This is a genomic window from Ferrimonas sp. (assembly GCF_048263965.1).
Classification (GTDB): Bacteria; Pseudomonadota; Gammaproteobacteria; order Enterobacterales; family Shewanellaceae; genus Ferrimonas.
On the sequence record NZ_JBLXDO010000001.1, the window covers coordinates 390,515 to 409,678 of the forward strand.

17 protein-coding genes are annotated in these 19,164 nt (G+C 60.5%); 8 read left to right on the forward strand and 9 right to left on the reverse strand.

All coding sequences use genetic code 11. The features are described 5' to 3' along the window. Window positions 1–4: 4 nt before the first annotated feature. Complete coding sequence (gene secA / locus ACN0RV_RS01850; RefSeq protein ID WP_417345042.1) at window positions 5–2,692, forward strand: preprotein translocase subunit SecA; 2,688 nt, start codon at window positions 5–7, stop codon at window positions 2,690–2,692. A 69-nt stretch (window positions 2,693–2,761) separates the two neighbouring features. Continuing rightward, window positions 2,762–3,142 (forward strand): 8-oxo-dGTP diphosphatase MutT, encoded by a 381-nt coding sequence (gene mutT, locus ACN0RV_RS01855; RefSeq protein WP_417345044.1) that lies wholly within the window; start codon window positions 2,762–2,764, stop codon window positions 3,140–3,142. 48 nt (window positions 3,143–3,190) lie between these two features. Here the strand turns inward: mutT and yacG are convergent, their stop codons facing one another. The 9 genes from yacG to ACN0RV_RS01900 all read right to left on the reverse strand — a co-directional run bounded on the left by yacG (window position 3,191) and on the right by ACN0RV_RS01900 (window position 10,477). Beyond that, complete coding sequence (gene yacG, locus ACN0RV_RS01860; RefSeq protein ID WP_417345046.1) at window positions 3,191–3,391, reverse strand: DNA gyrase inhibitor YacG; 201 nt, start codon at window positions 3,389–3,391, stop codon at window positions 3,191–3,193. Then, entirely contained in the window at window positions 3,388–4,143 is a 756-nt protein-coding gene (locus tag ACN0RV_RS01865; protein ID WP_286340568.1) for a cell division protein ZapD, read from the reverse strand. The genes yacG and ACN0RV_RS01865 overlap by 4 nt, the downstream gene beginning before the upstream one ends. Next, a complete protein-coding gene (gene coaE, locus ACN0RV_RS01870; protein WP_417345048.1) occupies window positions 4,136–4,741 on the reverse strand; it encodes a dephospho-CoA kinase in 606 nt (201 codons plus the stop codon). Before coaE ends, ACN0RV_RS01865 begins: the two co-directional genes overlap by 8 nt. Beyond that, entirely contained in the window at window positions 4,738–5,619 is an 882-nt protein-coding gene (locus tag ACN0RV_RS01875; protein WP_417345050.1) for a prepilin peptidase, read from the reverse strand. Before ACN0RV_RS01875 ends, coaE begins: the two co-directional genes overlap by 4 nt. 35 nt (window positions 5,620–5,654) lie before the next feature. Continuing rightward, window positions 5,655–6,887, reverse strand: coding sequence for a type II secretion system F family protein (locus tag ACN0RV_RS01880; protein ID WP_417345052.1), 1,233 nt, complete (start codon window positions 6,885–6,887; stop codon window positions 5,655–5,657). Further along, a complete protein-coding gene (gene pilB / locus ACN0RV_RS01885) occupies window positions 6,884–8,449 on the reverse strand; it encodes a type IV-A pilus assembly ATPase PilB (RefSeq protein WP_417345054.1) in 1,566 nt (521 codons plus the stop codon). Before pilB ends, ACN0RV_RS01880 begins: the two co-directional genes overlap by 4 nt. Before the next feature lie 9 nt (window positions 8,450–8,458). After that, window positions 8,459–8,881 (reverse strand): pilin, encoded by a 423-nt coding sequence (locus ACN0RV_RS01890; protein WP_417345055.1) that lies wholly within the window; start codon window positions 8,879–8,881, stop codon window positions 8,459–8,461. 249 nt (window positions 8,882–9,130) lie between these two features. Next, window positions 9,131–9,970, reverse strand: coding sequence for a carboxylating nicotinate-nucleotide diphosphorylase (gene nadC / locus ACN0RV_RS01895; RefSeq protein ID WP_417345056.1), 840 nt, complete (start codon window positions 9,968–9,970; stop codon window positions 9,131–9,133). Between the two features lie 6 nt (window positions 9,971–9,976). Beyond that, window positions 9,977–10,477 carry a retropepsin-like aspartic protease family protein gene (locus ACN0RV_RS01900; protein ID WP_417345058.1) on the reverse strand — a complete coding sequence of 167 codons (501 nt, stop codon included), beginning with the start codon at window positions 10,475–10,477 and terminating at the stop codon, window positions 9,977–9,979. Between the two features lie 45 nt (window positions 10,478–10,522). Between ACN0RV_RS01900 and ampD the strand changes: the two genes are divergently transcribed. From ampD to lpdA, 6 genes are all read left to right on the forward strand, one after another. After that, window positions 10,523–11,095, forward strand: coding sequence for a 1,6-anhydro-N-acetylmuramyl-L-alanine amidase AmpD (gene ampD, locus ACN0RV_RS01905; protein ID WP_417345394.1), 573 nt, complete (start codon window positions 10,523–10,525; stop codon window positions 11,093–11,095). Next, window positions 11,096–11,944 (forward strand): beta-lactamase regulator AmpE, encoded by an 849-nt coding sequence (gene ampE, locus ACN0RV_RS01910; RefSeq protein WP_417345059.1) that lies wholly within the window; start codon window positions 11,096–11,098, stop codon window positions 11,942–11,944. Between the two features lie 501 nt (window positions 11,945–12,445). Next, complete coding sequence (pdhR, locus tag ACN0RV_RS01915) at window positions 12,446–13,201, forward strand: pyruvate dehydrogenase complex transcriptional repressor PdhR (RefSeq protein WP_028107720.1); 756 nt, start codon at window positions 12,446–12,448, stop codon at window positions 13,199–13,201. Between the two features lie 68 nt (window positions 13,202–13,269). After that, window positions 13,270–15,933, forward strand: a complete 2,664-nt coding sequence (aceE, locus tag ACN0RV_RS01920; RefSeq protein WP_417345061.1) for a pyruvate dehydrogenase (acetyl-transferring), homodimeric type — start codon at window positions 13,270–13,272, stop codon at window positions 15,931–15,933. Window positions 15,934–15,947: 14 nt separating this feature from the next. Further along, entirely contained in the window at window positions 15,948–17,612 is a 1,665-nt protein-coding gene (aceF, locus tag ACN0RV_RS01925; RefSeq protein ID WP_417345063.1) for a pyruvate dehydrogenase complex dihydrolipoyllysine-residue acetyltransferase, read from the forward strand. 127 nt (window positions 17,613–17,739) lie between these two features. Further along, entirely contained in the window at window positions 17,740–19,164 is a 1,425-nt protein-coding gene (gene lpdA, locus ACN0RV_RS01930) for a dihydrolipoyl dehydrogenase (protein WP_417345064.1), read from the forward strand.

The window sequence follows — 19,164 nt, forward strand, 5'->3', positions numbered from 1 at the left end:
TACGATGTTTGCACAACTCCTCACCAAGATATTTGGTAGCAAGAACGAGCGCACCTTGAAGCAACTGCGCAAGGTTGCCGCGCAGATCAATCAGCTGGAAGCGGAATTCGAGGCCCTGGGTGACGAAGAGCTCAAGGCCAAGACTGAGGAGTTCAAGCAGCGCATCAATGATGGGGCCAGCCTGGACGACATTCTGCCTGAGGCCTTTGCCACTGTGCGTGAAGCCTCCAAGCGGGTGTTCGGTATGCGTCACTTCGACGTGCAGCTGGTGGGCGGCATGGTGCTGCAGTCCGGCCGCATCGCCGAGATGCGCACCGGTGAAGGTAAAACCCTGACCGCGACCCTGCCAGCCTACCTGAATGCCCTGACCGGCAAAGGGGTTCACGTGATTACCGTGAACGACTACCTGGCCACCCGTGACGCCGACTGGAATCGTCCCCTGTTCGAATTCCTGGGCATGACCGTAGGCACCAACGTGCCCGGTATGGCGCCCCAGCAGAAGAAAGAAGCCTACGCCGCCGACATCACTTACGGCACCAACAACGAGTTTGGTTTCGATTACCTGCGTGACAACATGGCCTTCTCCGCCCCTGAGCGGGTTCAGCGTCCCCTGTTCTACGCCATCATCGATGAGGTGGACTCCATTCTGATCGACGAGGCCCGTACTCCGCTGATCATCTCCGGTGCCGCCGAGGACAGTTCCGAAGCCTACATCAAGGTGGACAAGCTGATCCCCCGCCTGGAGCGTCAGGAGAAGGAGGACACCGAGGAGTACACCGGCGAAGGTGACTACACCATCGATGAGAAGGGCAAGCAGGTTCACCTGACCGAGCGCGGTCAGGAGAAGGTGGAGTTGCTGCTGGCCGAGATTGGCATGCTGCCGGAAGGCGACTCGCTCTACAGCGCCGCCAACATCTCTCTGCTTCACCACGTGAACGCCGCCCTGCGTGCCCACACCCTGTTCGAGAAGGATGTGGACTACATCATCCAGGAAGGTGAGATCGTCATCGTGGATGAGCACACCGGTCGTACCATGCCGGGTCGTCGCTGGTCCGAAGGTTTGCACCAGGCGGTGGAAGCCAAAGAGGGTGTGAAGATCCAGAATGAGAACCAGACTCTGGCCTCCATCACCTTCCAGAACTACTTCCGTCTGTACGACAAGCTGGGTGGCATGACCGGTACTGCCGACACCGAAGCGTTCGAATTCCAGCACATCTACAATCTGGACACCGTGGTGATCCCCACCAACCGTCCGATGATTCGTGATGACCGCCCCGATCAGGTTTACCTGACCGAGGAGGAGAAGTTCGAAGCGATCATCGCCGACATCATTGATTGTCAGGAGCGTGGCCAGCCTGCCCTGGTGGGCACCATCTCCATTGAGGCGTCCGAGCGTCTCTCCAACGCCCTGCGCAAGTCCAAGATCAAGCACAACGTGCTGAACGCCAAGTTCCACGAGCAGGAAGCCCAGATCGTGGCCGACGCCGGCCGCAGCGGCGCCGTGACCATCGCCACCAACATGGCCGGTCGTGGTACCGACATCGTGCTGGGCGGCAGCTGGCAGGCGGAGCTGGATGAGCTCAAGGCCAAGGGTGTTACCGAGGAGCAGGTTGCCGAGAAGCAGGCCAACTGGCAGGAGCGCCACGACGCGGTTCTGGAAGCCGGCGGTCTGCACATCATCGGTACCGAGCGTCACGAATCCCGCCGTATCGACAACCAGCTGCGTGGTCGTTCCGGTCGTCAGGGTGACGCCGGTTCCTCCCGTTTCTACCTGTCCATGGAAGACTCCCTGATGCGCATCTTCGCGTCTGACCGGGTGTCCGGCCTGATGAAGAAGCTGGGCATGGAGCGCGGTGAAGCCATCGAACACCCCTGGGTGACCAAATCCATCGAAGGCGCCCAGCGCAAGGTGGAAGCCCGCAACTTCGACATCCGTAAGCAGCTGCTGGAGTTCGATGATGTGGCCAACGACCAGCGTAAGGTGGTGTACGCCCAGCGTAACGAGCTGATGGACAGCGACAGCATCGCCGAGACCATCCAGGTGATTCGTGACGATGTGCTGGCAAACGTCATCAACAGCTACATTCCGCCTCAGTCTCTGGAAGAGATGTGGGACGTTCCCGGTCTGGAAGAGCGCCTGAACTCCGAGTTCAACCTGGAGCTGCCCATCAGCAAGTGGCTTGAGGATGAGGAAGACCTCCACGAAGAGACCCTGCGCGAGCGCATCAGCCAGGCCTGGGCCGAGGTGTACAAGCAGAAAGAGGAGTCTGTGGGCGAGCCTGTGCTGCGCCAGTTCGAGAAGGCGATCATGCTGCAGACCCTGGACAACCTGTGGAAGGAGCACCTGGCGGCCATGGATCACCTGCGCCAGGGCATTCATCTGCGCGGTTACGCCCAGAAGAACCCCAAGCAGGAGTACAAGCGCGAGTCCTTCGAGCTGTTTGAGAACATGCTGGAGACCCTGAAGCACGACGTGATCTCCATCCTCTCCAAGGTACGGGTACAGACCCAGTCCGAGGTGGATGAGATGGAGGCCAAGCGCCGTGAGCAGGAGGAAGCCCTGGCCGCCCAGCGCAACTACTCTGGTGCCTCAGAGGGTGAAGAAGCGCCCCAGCCCAAGGTTGGCCGCAACGAGCCCTGCCCCTGCGGCTCCGGCAAGAAGTACAAGCAGTGCCACGGTAAGCTGGCCTGATAAGGCTTGAATCGAACAGCAAATGCCAGTCTCCGGACTGGCATTTTTGTATTAGGAAGGTAACAACGGATGAGCATCCAGAAAATCGTCATTGGTCTGGTGCAGAACGGCCAGAAGCACTACCTGATCAGCTTGCGCCAGGGGGATCAGCACCTGGCAGGCAAGTGGGAATTTCCCGGCGGAAAGGCGGAGGCAGGGGAAGATGAACTGACGGCCCTGGCCCGTGAGCTTCATGAGGAGGTGGGACTGGAACTGACCCAGGCCGAGCTGATGGAGCGTAAGGTGTTTGAATTTGACGACCGCACCCTGGAGCTGCACTTCTTCCGGGTGACCGGTTACCGGGGAGAGGCGCAGGCGAGGGAGGGCCAGCCCCTGAAGTGGGCCAGTGTGGAGGAGCTCCGGGCTCTGCCCTTCCCCAAGGCCAATGACTCGGTCATCGACGCCCTGTAGCGACAGACAAAAAAGGCTCCTCGTGGAGCCTTTTTGCCGTGTGGGCGATCAGTCTTCTTTAAAGAAGTCGCCTTCGTCGTAGCCCAGGTCGTCGGGGATCTCCGGTTCGGCAGGGATGGCGTGTTTCTCGTCTGCCCAGTCGCCGAGATCGATCAGTTTGCAGCGTTCGCTGCAAAAGGGCTTGAAGGGGTGCTCACTGTCCCAGCTCACTGTCTTCTTGCAGGTGGGGCATTGTACTTCCAAGGTCATGGGGTCTCCATCGACAGCGACAGGCTAAAGGGCAGGTTACGAACCTCGGCACTGCCTGTGCTGGCATTCATCATATGCAGGCTGAAGCGGTTCTTGTGGCCACTCACTACAGGGTAGCAGCCGTAGTGGTTGTCCAGTCGCACCCGCAACAGCGCCAGGGGATGGTCGGCATTATGGAGAAACTGCCCCTGGATCGCCACCTTGTTCTCCCAGTGGCTGCATTCGCGGATCAGCTGCAGTTGCAGGGTGATCGCCTCGGTCAGCGGGGCCAGGGTGGCCTGCCAGGCCTCAATGTCGCGGATCCGTTGTTCTCTGGGCTGACCCAGCCAGAACTGCAGCCTGGGCAGATCAAAGCCACAGGCGCCGCCGGCCAGGTTGACCCTCTGGCGAATTTGGCTGAGGAAGCGGTCCTGGCGCAGGGTGCTGCCCGGCCGCTCCATCTGCAGCAGGGCGCTGCTCTGCCCCTTGAGAGTATCCACCAGGGCTTGCAGCTGTTGTTGATCCACCCCGGGCTGACTCTGCCACTGGTTTACCAGCGTCAGGCTCTGGTCCACCTGTTTGGCCAGCTCACCCTTGATGTCGGAGCGCTCCAGCAGGTCACACAGCTCAAACAGGGTGCGAAACAGGCTGCGGTGGGCACTGGGGCAGTCGCCGTTTCGGCAGTCCTCCAGAGACTGGATCAGCTGCTCCACCCGCAGGTAGAAGCGGGTTCGCTCATTTAGGGGGTGTTCATACAGCGTCGAGTTACTCATGGCTCCCGGCAAGTGTCAGATAGTGTTGATGGAGTCGTTCCACCTGTGTGTTAAGGTCGGCAAGATTGCCGCCGTTGTCAATGAGATCGTCTGCCGCGGCCAGGCGTTGTTCGCGGCTGGCCTGGTTGGCCATGATCTTTTCCACCAGGGCGCGGTCGTTGCTGTCGCGGCTCATGGTGCGCCTGAGCTGCTCCTCTTCCGGCAGATCCACCACCAGAACCCGCTCCACCAGGGACTGCAGGCCGTTCTCCACCAGCAGGGGGATCACCAGCAGGGCATAGGGGGAGGCGGCGGCCTTGCCCCGCTCGGTCATGGTGGTGCGTACCATGGGGTGGATCAGGTTGTTGAGCCACCGCAGCTCCTGGGGGTTATTGAACACCCTGGCCCTCAGTGCCGCCCGGTCCAGCGCCCCGCTGGAGAGCATCTCCTTGCCAAAATGGTCAACGATCGCCTTGAGGCCATCGCTGCCCGGTGCCACCACCTCGCGGGCGATGATGTCTGCGTCGATCAGTTCGATGCCCCGGTCGGCAAACAGGTTGGCCACCGTGGTCTTGCCGGAGCCGATGCCGCCGGTGAGGCCGATCAGCAGGGCGCTCACAGGCCCAGCACCCGGGTCAGGTACCAATGGACAATCTGGTCGCCCCAGAGCAGGGCTATCCAGCCTGCCAGGATGATCCAGGGGCCGAAGGGCATGGGGTTGTCCCGCTTCAGTTTGCCCAGGGCCAGCTGCAGGATGCCGTAGGCCGCGCCAAGTACCGAGGAGAGCAGGATGATCAGCAGCAGCGGCTTCCACCCCAGCCAGGCACCAAAGAGGGCCAGCAGCTTGAAGTCGCCATACCCCATCCCCTCCTTGCCGGTGACCACCCTGAACAGCTGGAAGACGCTCCACAGGCTGAGGTAGCCGAAGGCCGCGCCAGCGACCGCCTGTTCCAGGGGAACCAGGCCATCCTTGATGTTGAACAGCAGGCCCAGCCACAGCAGGGGCAGGGTGATCTGGTCCGGCAGCAGCATGGTGTCGGCGTCGATGAAGGCCAGGGCGATCAGACCCAGGCTCAGCAGCGACAGGGCGGCAAAGGTCGGGGTGGGCCCGAACTGCCAGGCCATCAGTGCCAACACCGCCGCGGTCATCAGCTCCACCATGGGGTAACGCAGGCCTATGCTGCCTTGACAGCTGTGGCACTTGCCCCCCAACAGCAGATAGCTGAGCACAGGAATGTTGTGCTTCATGGGGATGGGGGTCTGACAGTGACCGCAGCGGGATCTCGGGGTGGCCAGATTGAATGTGTTTGGCAGGTCGGTGCGGGTCACCGGCTGCTCGCAGTACTCCTGACACTCGATGCGCCAGTCCCTGTCCATCATGATGGGCAGACGGTGGATCACTACATTGAGGAAGCTGCCCAGGATCAGGCCCAGCAGGGCAACCAGGGTGATGAACAGCCAGGGCTGAGTGTGAAATAGGGTGATCCAGTAATCCATTTATCGATTCGGTTTAGTGAGTTAACCCGTAGATCCTAGCCGACCACGCTACCCAATTGGAAGATCGGAAGATACATTGCTACCACTAAACCGCCCACGAGTGAGCCGATCACCACCATCAGCAGGGGTTCAATCAGGGTGGACAGGCCATCGACGGCGTCATCCACCTGCATCTCATAGATGTTGGCGACCTTGTTGAGCATCTGATCCAGGGAGCCGGATTCCTCTCCGATCAGCACCATCTGGATCAGCATGTCGGGGAACACCCCCTGAGTGCGCATCGCCATGTTCATCTGCAGCCCGGAGATCACCTCGGTGCGTACCGACTGGACCGCTTTGCGATAGACCGCATTACCGGCGGCGCCGGCGGCGGACTCCAGTCCGTCGATCAGAGGGACCCCGGCGGCAAAAGTGGTGGCCAGGGTGCGGGAGAAGCGGGCGACGGCGCCTTTGTTGAGGATGGGGCCCACCAGAGGCAGTTTCAGCAACAGTGCGTCCACTTTGTCCCTGACTCCCTGGGAGCGCCGATGGGCCTGGATGAACCCCCAGATCAGAGCAATCAGCCCCCCGGCAAAATAGGGCCAGGCCAGATGAAGGAAACGGGACAGCTGAATCACCAGCTGGGTGAACATCGGCAACTGCGCATCGAAGCTGGCGAAGATCTCCTCAAACTGGGGCACCACGAACAGCAGCAGGATCACCGTGACGATCACCGCCACCACAATCACCGCCGTGGGGTAGAGCATCGCCTTCTTGATCTTGGACTTGAGCGCCTCCGCCTTCTCCCTGTAGGTGGCGATGCGGTCAAACACCTGGTCCAGGGCCCCGGAGTGCTCTCCCGCCTCCACCAGATCGCAGTAGAGGTCGTCGAACTGCTTGGGATGGGGGCGCAGGGCCTTGGAGAGGGGCAGTCCGGCCTCCACCTGCAGCAGGATCTCCCCCAACAGGCTGCGCATCGCTTCCTTGTCGTGGCCCCGGCCTATCATCTGCAGTGTGGTGACCAGGGGCACCCCCGCCATCAGCATGGTCGCGACCTGTCGGGTGACCATGGCCATCTCCATGGGGGTGATGCTGGCGCCCCGGCCAAACAGGGGCGTGGGCTTGCGCCGCAGCCGCACCGCGTGGATCCCCTGTCTGCGCAGCTGGGCCCGGGCCTCCTCAGAACTGATGGCGCGGATCTCGCCCCGGGTGCGGCGGCCACTGCTGCTGGCACCCTGCCACAGGAACTCGATGAGGGAGGCGTCGGCCCCTTTGGCCTGCTGGTTCATCCCTGACCCTCCCAGTCGGTGATGCGGTTGATCTCCGCCAGGCTGGTGAGCCCGGCAGCCACCTGGGCCAGGCCGGATTGACGCAGAGGCACCATGCCACTGTCCATGGCCACCCGGGCCAGCTCCAGGGAGTTGCCATTGGCCATGATCAGCTCCGCCAGGGGCGGCGACATGGGCAGCAGCTCATACACCCCCAGCCGTCCTTTATACCCCCCGGTGCAGTGCTCACACCCCTTGGCCTGATACAGGGTGAGTCCCGAAGCTGTCTGCGCCTCACTGAACCCCGCCTCCCGGAGCACCTCGGCGGCCAGGAGCTCAGGCTGCTTGCAGTGGCGACACAGCCTGCGCGCCAGTCGCTGGGCGATGATCAGTGACACCGAGGCGGCGATGTTGTAGGCGGGCACCCCCATGTTCAGCAGCCGGGTCAGGGTCTCGGCGGCGGAGTTGGTGTGCAGGGTGGAGAGCACCAGGTGGCCGGTCTGGGCGGCCTTGATGGCGATCTCTGCGGTCTCCAGATCGCGAATCTCCCCCACCATCACCACGTCCGGGTCCTGTCGCAGGAAGGCGCGCAGGGCGGCGGCGAAGGTGAGTCCGGCCCTGTTGTTGATCTGCACCTGATTGATGCCCGGCAGGTTTATCTCCACAGGGTCTTCGGCGGTGGAGATGTTGCGCTGTTCGGTATTGAGGATATTCAGGCCGGTATAGAGGGAGACCGTCTTGCCGGAGCCGGTGGGGCCGGTGACCAGGATCATCCCCTGGGGGCGTTGCAGCGCCCCCAGGTAGAGGGCTTTCTGGGGCGGGTGGTAACCAAGGACATCGATGTTGAGCAGGGCGGCGGAGCCATCGAGGATCCGCATCACTATCTTCTCTCCGAACAGGGTGGGCAGGGTAGAGACCCGAAAATCGATGGCCCGCTTGGGGCTGAGGCGCAGCTTGATGCGGCCATCCTGGGGCAGCCTGCGCTCGGCAATGTCCAGTTTTGACATCACCTTGAGTCGGGCGGAGATGCGGCTGGCCAGGTTGGCGGGCGGGCTGGAGACGGTGTGCAGCACGCCGTCGATGCGAAATCGGATACGGTAGCTGGCCTCAAAGGGTTCAAAGTGCAGGTCCGATGCGCCCTTTTTGATGGCGTCGGTGAGCAGCTTGTTGATGTAGATGACGATGGGGGCGTCGTCGGCGGCCGGCGGCGCGTCCCGCTCCTCTCCTTGCTCCTCCACCTCGATGCTGCCCAGGTTCTGCTCATCCAGCGCCGTCAGTTCCAGGGCATCGAAATCGCTCTCTAGGAACTGCTCGATCACCTGTTCCAGGGCGCTCTCTTCCACCAGAACCGGCACTGCCCTCAGGCCGGTGTTGAATTCGAAGTCCTCCAGCACCGTCAGGTTGGCGGCATCGCAGGTGGCGACAAACAGCTGCCCACCCCGGGAGGAGAGGGGCAGACAGCGATGGCGTTCCACCAGCTTCTGGCTGATCAGGTCAACCGGCAGGGTGTCGGGGTTGAGGTGGCGGATATCAAACAGCGGCGCGCCCAGATCACGCGCCTGCTGATAATAGTGGCCCTCCACCTGAGATCCTTAACAGAGGCCGGCGGCGACGCAGCTTCCCGTCGTCTGGTTCCAGGTGATGGTGCCGCTGCTGGCTGTGGGGACCAGAATATAGGTTTTGCTGTCCACGTCTGCGGTGCCGGTGGCGGTAATGCCGGCGGTGGTAAAGGTCACGCTGGTCACGTAGGCGCCCGCATCAGCGCCGGCGGTGCTGACAGAACCGTTACAAGCGGTATGCACCGCTTCGGCGTCCCCCGTGGTGCCCTTGGTTTGCACACAGACCTCGATCTGGGTCTTGATGGAGCCGGTGGCGGACACCACTTCGCTGAATTTGGCGCGCTTTGTGTAGGTCTGATAGGCGGGCAGGGCGATGGCGGCGAGGATGCCGACAATGGCCACGACGATCATCAGTTCAATAAGGGTAAAGCCTTGCTGGCGGGCATGGGTACGCATCTGAACACTCCTTTGCTTTGGCGACAATCCCTGTCTCCCCTCCGCTTCCTGCGAAGAGGTGATTCAACCTAAAAGCTAGTACAAAGTGCTGCTGTCACAAGCTGGCCAGGACCAAAAAACTGAATGGCGCCATGAGATTGAGGCTTTTACTCCGAATAATCAGTGATTTGTCCTGGGTGATGGAAGCAAAAATAGAAAACGGCACCCTGGGGTGCCGTCTTGGAGTGTCACACAGGGGCGCTGCCCCGGTTAGCGGAATCGCATGGAGAGATCCACCGCCTTGACGTGTTTGGTCAGGGCGCCCACCGAGATGTAGTCGATGCCGGTGTGGGCAAACTCGGCGATGGAGTCTATGGTGACGTTGCCGCTCACCTCCAACTTGGCCCGGCCCTGGTTCAATTCCACCGCCTGCATCTGCATGGTCAGGTCGAAGTTGTCCAGCATCACGATATCGGCGCCATGGTCAATGGCCTGCTGCAGTTCGTCCAGATTTTCCACCTCCACCTCGACCGGTTTATCGGCATGAAGGGCACGGGCTGCGGCGATGGCAGCGCCGATGCCTCCGCAGGCGGCGATGTGGTTTTCCTTGATCAGGAAGGCGTCGAACAGGCCGATGCGGTGGTTCTTACCGCCACCACAGGTCACGGCGTATTTCTGGGCGGTGCGCAGGCACGGCAGGGTCTTGCGGGTATCCAGCAGTTGGGTGCCCGTACCCTCCAGCTTCATCACATACTGATTGACCAGGGTGGCCACGCCGGAGAGGGTCTGGACAAAATTCAGCGCGACCCGCTCACCGGTGAGCAGCTTACGGGCCGGGCCGGAGAGCTCACACAGCACCTGATTGGGCAGGATCAGATCGCCATCATCCACGTGCCAGTGAAGGGCCACTTCGCCCCCCAGTTGGTTGAACACCTGCTCCACCCAGGCTTTACCACAAAACACCGCCTCTTCACGGCTGATGATGGTGGCCTCGGCGTTGCGCTCGGCAGGGATCAGTTGGGCAGTGATGTCCCCCTCGTCGGCATTGAGTCCACCCAGGTCTTCGGTGAGGGCGGCGGCCACGGTGAGGCGGATGTCGTTTTCCAGCATAGTGAGTTACTTCCTGATAGTAAGTGTTTGTCCCCGTTGCACCAGCTCCAGGTGCCTCAGGGCGTTCATCCCCAGCAGTATGGTGTCGTCCTCCTGGCCGGGGTTGAGACTGGCGTCCAGATTATACAGGGTCAGAGGGCCGATTGTGAGTGTCTCTATGGTGGTACGGTGAACCGTGATGGTGCCGTTGGCGGTGCTCACCGGGTAGGGAAAGCCGGGTTTCAGTCCCAGCGCCGGGCCGAGATGGGCGGGCACCGAGATGGTGGTGGCGCCGGTGTCGAGCATCAGGGTGACCGGCTGGCCATTGAGATCCCCGGCCACCACGTAGTGACCGCGGCGATTCTGCTTCAGCACCAGTTCCTCTCCCTGAATCATAGGATCCAGGTTGGGGTTGATTTGCTGCTGCAGCTTGTCATCAAAGTAGAGATAGAGCAGACCCAGCATGGAGAGCCAGGCCAGAAACAGCATTGGCTTTCCCAGGGGAGAGTGTGGACGTGTTCTCTTCATACCGGACCTGCTACAGTGTGGGTTTTGGCATTATCGGTTTTCTCCATGGACAAGGGCAACCACTATACCCTGGATCCTCAGGGGCGCTGGCTCAGCGGCGCAACCCACAGATTCAGTCCTTTTCAGGATGCCCGTCCCGAGGGCCTCCCTATCAGTGCCCTGGTGATCCACAACATCAGTCTGTTACCCGGTCAGTTTGGCAGTGACTACGTGGACCAGCTGTTTCTTGGCTGCATCCAGGTGGACCATCCGGTGCTGGCGGACGTTCGGGGACTGAGGGTGTCTGCCCACCTCTATATTCGGCGCAATGGTCAGGTGATTCAGTATGTCCCCTTCGATCGCCGCGCCTGGCATGCGGGAGTCAGTGAACTGGCCGGCCAAAGCCGCTGCAATGACTTCAGCATAGGAATTGAGATGGAGGGCAGTGATCATCTCCCCTTTACCATGGCACAATACCATAGTCTCATCGAGGTAACTTCCGCTTTATTAGCGTCTTACCCCGATATCACCCTGGACAGAATTGTGGGGCACAGTGACATCGCCCCGGGGCGGAAAACCGACCCCGGCCCCCATTTTGACTGGAACCGTTACAGGCTCGGATTAGACAAGGCAAGTTAAATGGCTCTGTTCTCACTACTGGTGGTGCTGCTGCTGGAGCGGCTGAAGTTGATTGCACCCGCCCTGCAGTTTAATGCGGTGTTTGGCGCCTACCGCAGCAGGTTGTTTAATGACAGTGAGCTGCGTAGCAGCTGGAAGATGCTGTTCTCCCTGGCTCTGGCCCCGGCCCTGGTGGCCCTGCTCGCCTATGAGTTTGAAGGGGTACACTACGGAGTCTGGCATCTGGCCCTGTGGCTGCTGGTCGGGGTGGTACTCTTCAGCCACATGGAGCTGAGGGCGGCCTTTAAGGAGTATTTGCAGGCTGCTTGTCGGGCCGATCTTCAGGCCAGCTTCCACATTGCCGACAAGGTGGATCCTGTGCCCCTCGAAGCGGTGACTGAGCGGGAGTTGGGGCAGCGAATGGGGCAGGTGGCCGCCTGGCTGAACTACCGTTACTATGCGGCGGTGGCCCTCTACTTTGTGCTGCTGGGACCCGCGGTGGCGACTCTTTACTGCGTGGTGCGCGGCTACCACGACCACTTCGAGCGTCACCAGCTCCGTCGCCCCCTGGTGTCCGGATTGATGACCCTGCTGGACTGGGTGCCGGTACGGCTGGTCGCTTTTGGCTTTGCCCTCTCAGGTCACTTCAGCCGAGCCTTGTCGGTGTGGCTCTCCCTGGCGTTCAAGCCCACGGTGTCGGCCCGAACCCTGATCTACCGCGTTGCCCTGGTGGCGGAGGAGATTCCGGTGGAAACCGCAGCACCGGTTTGTGTTCAGTCCACCCTCAACCTGCTGAAGCTGGCCAAGCGCAATGTCACCCTGTTGCTGATCCTGGCCTCCCTGCTGACCATCTTCGGGGTGTTAAGCTAGCCGCTGGTCAACTCAATGACCCAGGGGAGCCCGTAGGTTCCCCTTTTTTATGTCCGGCGCTGAACCAGTTCACACCACCGAACCCCTCAGGGTGATCTGGCGCACATGGGTCAGTCTGACCAGTGAAAACGCGGTTGAAGAATCAGCGATTTTAGGCTGGGTTGAAATGCCAACAGAATTCGACTCACTTCAATTGTCGAAATTGCGAACCGGTCGGTTGATCTATCTCTCAAACAAGGGATGATCCAACGTGGCAGCAATCCCCTTTGCCTGCCAGAATCTCATTCACAGATTCCTTTGAGATCAAAATGTTGTAAAGTGGTCATACCATTGATTGCAAGGCCTGTTCGGTTTTATTGATCGGGTCGATCTATTAAATGCATTCTGTGATTTCAATCAAAGTGGTTGCCATTAAAGAGTGTGATCTGCTACATTTTGTGCCGCACTCATAATGGTCTTACCAATTGACAAACCATTAGCAGACTGGGAAGTTATCCGACCATGGCCTACCAAAAAATCAGTCAGCCAAAGCTGTCCGACGTCATCGTTAACCAACTGGAGAAGATGATCCTCGAAGGCAGCCTGAAACCGGGGCAGAAACTGCCGCCGGAGCGGGAGCTGGCACAACAGTTTGAAGTATCCCGACCCTCGCTGAGGGAGGCGATTCAGAAGCTGGAGGTGAAAGGCCTGTTGAATCGGCGCCAGGGTGGCGGCACCTACGTGCAGGATCAGCTGTGGAAAAGCTTGGCCGATCCCCTCATCGAATTGCTTGCGGACAACCCGGAGACTCAGTATGACCTCCTGGAGTTCCGTCACGCAACCGAGGGAATGATGGCCTATTATGCAGCATTGCGTGGCACCGATTCGGACCACGCCATTCTTAAGCAGCGAATTGAGCGACTCCATGAGGTCCAGGGTCAGCTTGAGCTTGAAGCCAAGGCGATCGTTGACTTCTACCGTGCGGTGGCCGAAGCCTCACACAACGTTGCCATGTTGCACGTGGTGTTGAGCCTGTCGCCTCTGCTCGAGCGTAATGTGACGGAAAACCTCGGTCTTCTGTACCGCCGGGAGGGCTCCGCCCATTACGCCAACCTGCACCGGGAAGCCCTGTTAAAAGCGATCTTGAATCGCGAGCCCGAAGTGGCACGCAGGGCATCTAATGAACACCTGGCCTACATCGAGGAAGTGACCATCGAGGTGCGCCAGGAAGACAGTCGTCAGCAGCGCAGCCTGCGCCGCCTGCGGAACGACTACTAGCAGAATGCGAGTAAAGGCGGTCCTTAGGGCCGCCCCATCACAAGCAACGATGGAAGAGGAATTTTGTGATGCCGGAAATGATGCCACACGACGTGGATCCGCAAGAAACTCATGAATGGCTGGGCGCCCTTGCGGCGGTATTGGAGCAGGATGGTCCCGAGCGGGCTCACTACCTGCTGGAGCAGATGATCGACAAGGCCCGCCGCAGCGGTGCCCATCTGCCCTACAAACCCACCACCGCCTATGTGAACACCATCCCTGTTGGCTCCGAACCCCACATGCCTGGTAACCAGGAGCTGGAGGAGCGTATCCGTGCCATCGTTCGCTGGAACGCCCTGGCCATGGTGCTGCGCGCGTCCAAGAAGGACCTGGAGCTTGGGGGGCACATCTCCAGCTTTGCCTCCAGTGCCACCCTGTATGACGTGTGCTTCAACCACTTCTTCCGTGCTCCCAACGAGAAGGATGGTGGTGACCTGGTTTACTTCCAGGGTCACATCGCCCCCGGCATCTATTCCCGCTCTTTCCTGGAAGGCCGCCTGACCGAAGCTCAGCTGGATAACTTCCGCCAGGAGGTGGACGGTAAAGGTCTCTCCTCCTACCCCCACCCACGCCTGATGCCCGATTACTGGCAGTTCCCCACCGTATCCATGGGTCTGGGTCCCATTGCCGCCATCTATCAGGCGCGCTACCTCAAATACCTGACCGACCGCGGCATTAAGGACTGTTCCGAGCAGAAGGTGTACTGCTTCCTCGGTGACGGCGAAGTGGATGAGCCGGAAGCCCTGGGTGCCATCGGCCTGGCTGCCCGTGAAGAGCTGGACAACCTGATCTTCATCGTCAACTGCAACCTGCAGCGTCTGGATGGCCCGGTTCGCGGCAACGGCAAGATCATCCAGGAGCTGGAAGGCGAATTCCGCGGCGCCGGCTGGGAAGTGATCAAGGTGATCTGGGGTCGCTACTGGGATCCTCTGTTGGCCCAGGACACCTCCGGCAAGCTGCTGCAGCTGATGGAAGAGACCGTCGACGGCGAATATCAGAACTGCAAGGCCAAGGGTGGTGCCTACACCCGTGAGCACTTCTTCAGCAAGTACCCGGAGACTGCCGAAATGGTGGCCAACATGTCTGACAGCGACATCTGGCGCCTGAACCGTGGTGGCCACGATCCGGTGAAGGTCTACGCCGCCCTGAAGCAGGCCACCGAAACCAAGGGTCGCCCCACCGTGATCCTGGCCAAGACCGTCAAAGGTTACGGCATGGGTGAAGCCGGTGAAGGTAAGAACATCGCCCATGGTGTGAAGAAGATGGACATGGATGCGATCAAGCACTTCCGTGATCGCTTCAACATCCCTCTGAGCGATGATCAGCTGGAAGACATCCCTTACTACCACCCGGGTGAAGATTCCGAAGAGGTGAAATACCTGCGCGAGCGCCGCGAAGCCCTGAAGGGCTACATGCCTGCCCGTAGCTCCAAGTTCACCGAAGAGCTGATCACTCCGCCGCTGAAGGCGTTTGATGCGGTGCTCAAGGGCTCCAACGGCCGTGAAATCTCCACCACCATGGCGTTCGTGCGCGTCCTGACCGCCCTGCTGAAAGACAAGCAGATCGGCAAACGCATCGTGCCCATCATCCCGGATGAAGCCCGTACCTTCGGTATGGAAGGCCTGTTCCGTCAGGTGGGTATTTACGCCCATGAAGGCCAGAAGTACACCCCTCAGGATAAGGACCAGGTGGCCTACTACCGTGAGGACAAGAAGGGCCAGGTACTGCAGGAAGGCATCAACGAGCTGGGCGCCATGAGCTCCTGGCTGGCGGCGGCGACCAGTTACTCCACCAACGACGCCCCGACCATTCCGTTCTACATCTACTACTCCATGTTTGGCTTCCAGCGCATCGGTGACATGGCCTGGGCGGCCGGTGACCAGCGTGCCCGGGGCTTCATGATCGGCGGTACCTCAGGACGCACCACCCTCAACGGTGAAGGTCTGCAGCACCAGGATGGCCACAGCCACATTCAGGCGAACACCATCCCAAGCTGCATCACCTACGACCCCACCTATGGCTACGAAGTGGCGGTCATCGTCCACGACGGCCTGGAGCGGATGTACGGCGATGCTCAGGAAGACGTGTTCTACTACCTGACCACCCTGAATGAGAACTACGAGCAGCCTGCCATGCCTGATGGCGTGGAAGAGGGGATCATTAAGGGTATCTATAAGCTGGACAGCATCAAGGGTTCCGGCAAGGGCAAGGTACAGCTGCTGGGCTGTGGTTCCATCCTGGAGCAGGTTCGCAAGGCCGCCGACGCCCTGGCCAAGGACTACGGCATCGATGTGGACGTATTCAGCGTCACCAGCTTCAACGAACTGACCCGTGACGGTCAGGACATCGAGCGTTACAACCTGCTGAACCCCACTGCCGATCCTAAGCAGGCCTACATCAGCACCGTGCTGGACGAGTCTCCTGTTATCGCGGCCACCGACTACATGAAGTCCTACGCCGATCAGGTTCGCGCCTGGGTTCCCGGCGACTACAGCGTATTGGGCACCGATGGCTTCGGCCGCTCCGACAGCCGTGCCAACCTGCGTCACCACTTCGAAGTGGACTCTCGCTGGGTGGTGCTGGCCGCGCTCAAGTCCCTGGTGGACCGTGGTGAGCTGCCGGTTGACGTACTGACCCAGACCATTGAGCAGTACGGCATCGACACCGCCAAACCGAATCCGCTGTGGGCTTGATAGGGATTAGATAAATGTCACAAATCAAAGAGATCCGTCTGCCCGACGTGGGCGGCGATGCGGTAGAAATTATCGAGCTGTGCGTCGCCGCTGGCGACGCCGTTGAAGCGGAAGGCTCCCTGATCACCGTGGAAACCGACAAGGCCACCATGGATGTGCCCAGCGAAGATGCGGGCACCGTGGTGGAGCTGAAAGTCCAGGTAGGTGACAAGGTCTCCGAAGGGGATCTGATCGCCCTGGTTGAGGTGGCCGGTGAAGCGGCCGCCGAGGCCCCGGCTGTTGAAGAGGCGCCCGCGGAAGTTCCCGCTCCTGCTGAGGCCGCCCCTGCTGCTGAAGCGCCCGTGGCGGCCGAGGCGCCAGTGGCTGCCTCCGAGCCTGTGGTGAAAGAGGTGACCGTGCCCGATATCGGCGAGTCCGGTGAAGTGGACATCATCGAGGTGTTGGTTGCCGTCGGTGACAGCGTTGACGCGGAGCAGGGCCTGATCACCCTGGAGACCGACAAGGCCACCATGGAGGTGCCTGCCCCCTTCGCCGGTGTGGTGAAGGAGCTTAAGGTCAACGTCGGCGACAAGATTGGCGAAGGCGGACTGGTGGCCCTGATTGAAACTCAGGAAGCGGCCCCTGCGGCTGCCGCGCCTGCGCCGGCCCCCGCCGTCGCTGAAGCACCGAAGGCGGAGCCCGCTCCGATTCCGGCCAAGAACTCTGCGCCACCTGTGCCTCACCACCCCTCTGCGGCGGCGCCTAAGGCCTCCGGCGCCATCTACGCCTCTCCAGCGGTTCGCCGTCTGGCCAGCGAGTTTGGTGTGGACCTGAACAAGGTGAAGGGCAGCGGTCGCAAAAACCGCATCCTCAAAGAGGACGTTCAAGCCTACGTCAAGTACGAGCTGTCCCGTCCCAAGGCCAGCGCCGCCACCAGCACAGGTGCCGGTAACGGCCTGCAGGTGATTGAAGGGCCTAAGGTGGACTTCGCCAAGTTCGGTGAAGTGGAAGAGGTGCCACTGACCCGAATCCAGAAAATCTCCGGTCCTAACCTGCATCGCAACTGGGTGACCATCCCCCATGTGACGCAGTTTGACGAGGCAGACATCACCGAGCAGGAGGCGTTCCGTAAGGAGCAGAACCAGCTGGCGGCCAAGAGCGACAGCGGCGTGAAGATCACTCCACTGGTGTTTATCCTCAAGGCGGCGGCTCGTGCCCTGGAAGCTCATCCCAAGTTCAACAGCTCTCTGTCTGCGGATGGTGAGAGTCTGGTGATGAAGAAGTACATCCATATCGGTGTGGCGGTGGATACCCCCAACGGTCTGGTGGTGCCCGTGGTTCGCGATGTGAACAAGAAGGGGATCATCGAGCTGTCCCGGGATCTGGCGGAGCTTTCCACTAAGGCCCGTCAAGGTAAGTTGACAGCTACCGATATGCAGGGAAGCTGCTTTACCATCTCCAGCCTGGGCGGCATTGGCGGTACTCAGTTTACCCCCATCGTCAATGCCCCGGATGTGGCCATCCTCGGCGTGTCCCGCTCCGAGATGAAGCCCAAGTGGGATGGGCAGGCGTTCCAGCCCCGACTGATGCTGCCTCTGGCGATGTCCTATGACCACAGGGTGATCGACGGTGCCGACGCGGCCCGCTTCATCACCACCCTGAGCCAGACACTGGGTGACATCCGTCGATTGATTCTGTAAATCGGCATATAAAAGGCCGACCATTCTGGTTGGCCTTTTGTTTAAGGAATCGGGGCAGTACAATGCCAGCATCCCCGCCGTCAGGTGGTGACTGCCCCAACGGAATGAATAAAAAATAGAGGACATTATGAGCAACGAGATCAAAACCCAAGTCGTGGTTCTCGGTGCCGGACCTGCCGGTTACTCCGCCGCTTTTCGTGCCGCTGACCTCGGCCTGGAAACCGTTATCGTTGAGCGTTACTCCACCCTGGGTGGCGTGTGCCTGAACGTCGGTTGTATCCCCTCCAAAGCGCTGCTGCACGTTGCCAAGGTGATTGACGAAGCCAAGGCGATGGCTGATCACGGTATCAGCTTCGGCGAGCCCCAGATCGATCTGGACAAGGTGCGCGCCCACAAGGAGAAGGTGATTGGTCAACTGACCGGTGGCCTGGCTGGTATGGCTAAGATGCGTAAGGTGAAGGTAGTGAATGGCTTCGGTAAGTTTACCGGCCCCAACTCCATCGCCGTGGAAGGTGCCGACGGCACCACAGTGGTGAACTTTGACCACGCCATCATCGCCGCAGGTTCGCGCCCCATCGAGTTGCCTTTCATCCCCCACGAAGATCCCCGCATCTGGGACTCCACCGACGCCCTGGAGCTGAAAGAGGTCCCCGAGCGCCTGCTGGTTATGGGCGGCGGCATCATTGGCCTGGAGATGGGTACCGTGTACCACACCCTGGGTTCCAAGGTGGACGTCGTGGAGATGCTGGATCAGGTGATTCCCGCCGCCGATAAGGATGTGGTGCGTGTCTTCACCAAGCGGATGAAGAACAAGTTCGACTTCATGCTGGAGACCAAGGTGACCCTGGTGGAAGCCAAAGAAGATGGCATCTACGTCAGCATGGAGGGCAAGAAGGCCCCGGCCGAGCCTCAGCGCTATGACGCGGTTCTGGTGGCCATCGGCCGTACCCCCAACGGCAAACTGATCGATGCCGACAAGGCGGGGGTGAAGATCGACGAGCGCGGCTTCATCAACGTGGATAAGCAGATGCGCACCAACGTCAACCACATCTTCGCCATCGGCGACATCGTGGGTCAGCCGATGCTGGCGCACAAAGGTGTGCATGAAGGTCATGTGGCCGCCGAGGTGATCTCCGGTAAGAAGCATTACTTCGATCCCAAGGTGATCCCCTCCATCGCCTATACCGATCCTGAGGTGGCCTGGGTGGGTCTGACCGAGAAGGAAGCCAAAGCGCAGAACATCGCCTATGAAACCGCAGTCTTCCCTTGGGCCGCCAGTGGCCGAGCCATTGCCCAGGATGCCGCTGACGGCATGACCAAGCTGATTTTCGACAAGGAGACTCACCGGGTGATCGGTGGTGCCATCGTCGGCAGCAACGGTGGTGAACTGCTGGGTGAGATTGGCCTGGCCATCGAGATGGGCTGTGACGCCGAGGATCTGGCTCTGACCATCCACGCCCATCCCACTCTGCATGAGTCTGTGGGCCTGGCCGCCGAGGTGTATGAGGGCAGCATCACTGACCTGCCAAACCCCAAGGCGAAGAAGCGTTAA

Bases quoted from the DNA above. Each gene is read 5' to 3' on its own strand.
- ACN0RV_RS01865 (WP_286340568.1), bottom strand. From the start codon at position 4,143: ATGAGTAACTCGACGCTGTATGAACACCCCCTAAATGAGCGAACCCGC.
- yacG (WP_417345046.1), bottom strand. From the start codon at position 3,391: ATGACCTTGGAAGTACAATGCCCCACCTGCAAGAAGACAGTGAGCTGG.
- ampD (WP_417345394.1), top strand. From the start codon at position 10,523: ATGGACAAGGGCAACCACTATACCCTGGATCCTCAGGGGCGCTGGCTC.
- ampE (WP_417345059.1), top strand. From the start codon at position 11,096: ATGGCTCTGTTCTCACTACTGGTGGTGCTGCTGCTGGAGCGGCTGAAG.
- ACN0RV_RS01900 (WP_417345058.1), bottom strand. From the start codon at position 10,477: ATGAAGAGAACACGTCCACACTCTCCCCTGGGAAAGCCAATGCTGTTT.
- ACN0RV_RS01880 (WP_417345052.1), bottom strand. From the start codon at position 6,887: ATGAACCAGCAGGCCAAAGGGGCCGACGCCTCCCTCATCGAGTTCCTG.
- lpdA (WP_417345064.1), top strand. From the start codon at position 17,740: ATGAGCAACGAGATCAAAACCCAAGTCGTGGTTCTCGGTGCCGGACCT.
- mutT (WP_417345044.1), top strand. From the start codon at position 2,762: ATGAGCATCCAGAAAATCGTCATTGGTCTGGTGCAGAACGGCCAGAAG.
- secA (WP_417345042.1), top strand. From the start codon at position 5: ATGTTTGCACAACTCCTCACCAAGATATTTGGTAGCAAGAACGAGCGC.
- aceF (WP_417345063.1), top strand. From the start codon at position 15,948: ATGTCACAAATCAAAGAGATCCGTCTGCCCGACGTGGGCGGCGATGCG.
- ACN0RV_RS01875 (WP_417345050.1), bottom strand. From the start codon at position 5,619: ATGGATTACTGGATCACCCTATTTCACACTCAGCCCTGGCTGTTCATC.
- ACN0RV_RS01890 (WP_417345055.1), bottom strand. From the start codon at position 8,881: ATGCGTACCCATGCCCGCCAGCAAGGCTTTACCCTTATTGAACTGATG.
- pdhR (WP_028107720.1), top strand. From the start codon at position 12,446: ATGGCCTACCAAAAAATCAGTCAGCCAAAGCTGTCCGACGTCATCGTT.
- nadC (WP_417345056.1), bottom strand. From the start codon at position 9,970: ATGCTGGAAAACGACATCCGCCTCACCGTGGCCGCCGCCCTCACCGAA.
- aceE (WP_417345061.1), top strand. From the start codon at position 13,270: ATGCCGGAAATGATGCCACACGACGTGGATCCGCAAGAAACTCATGAA.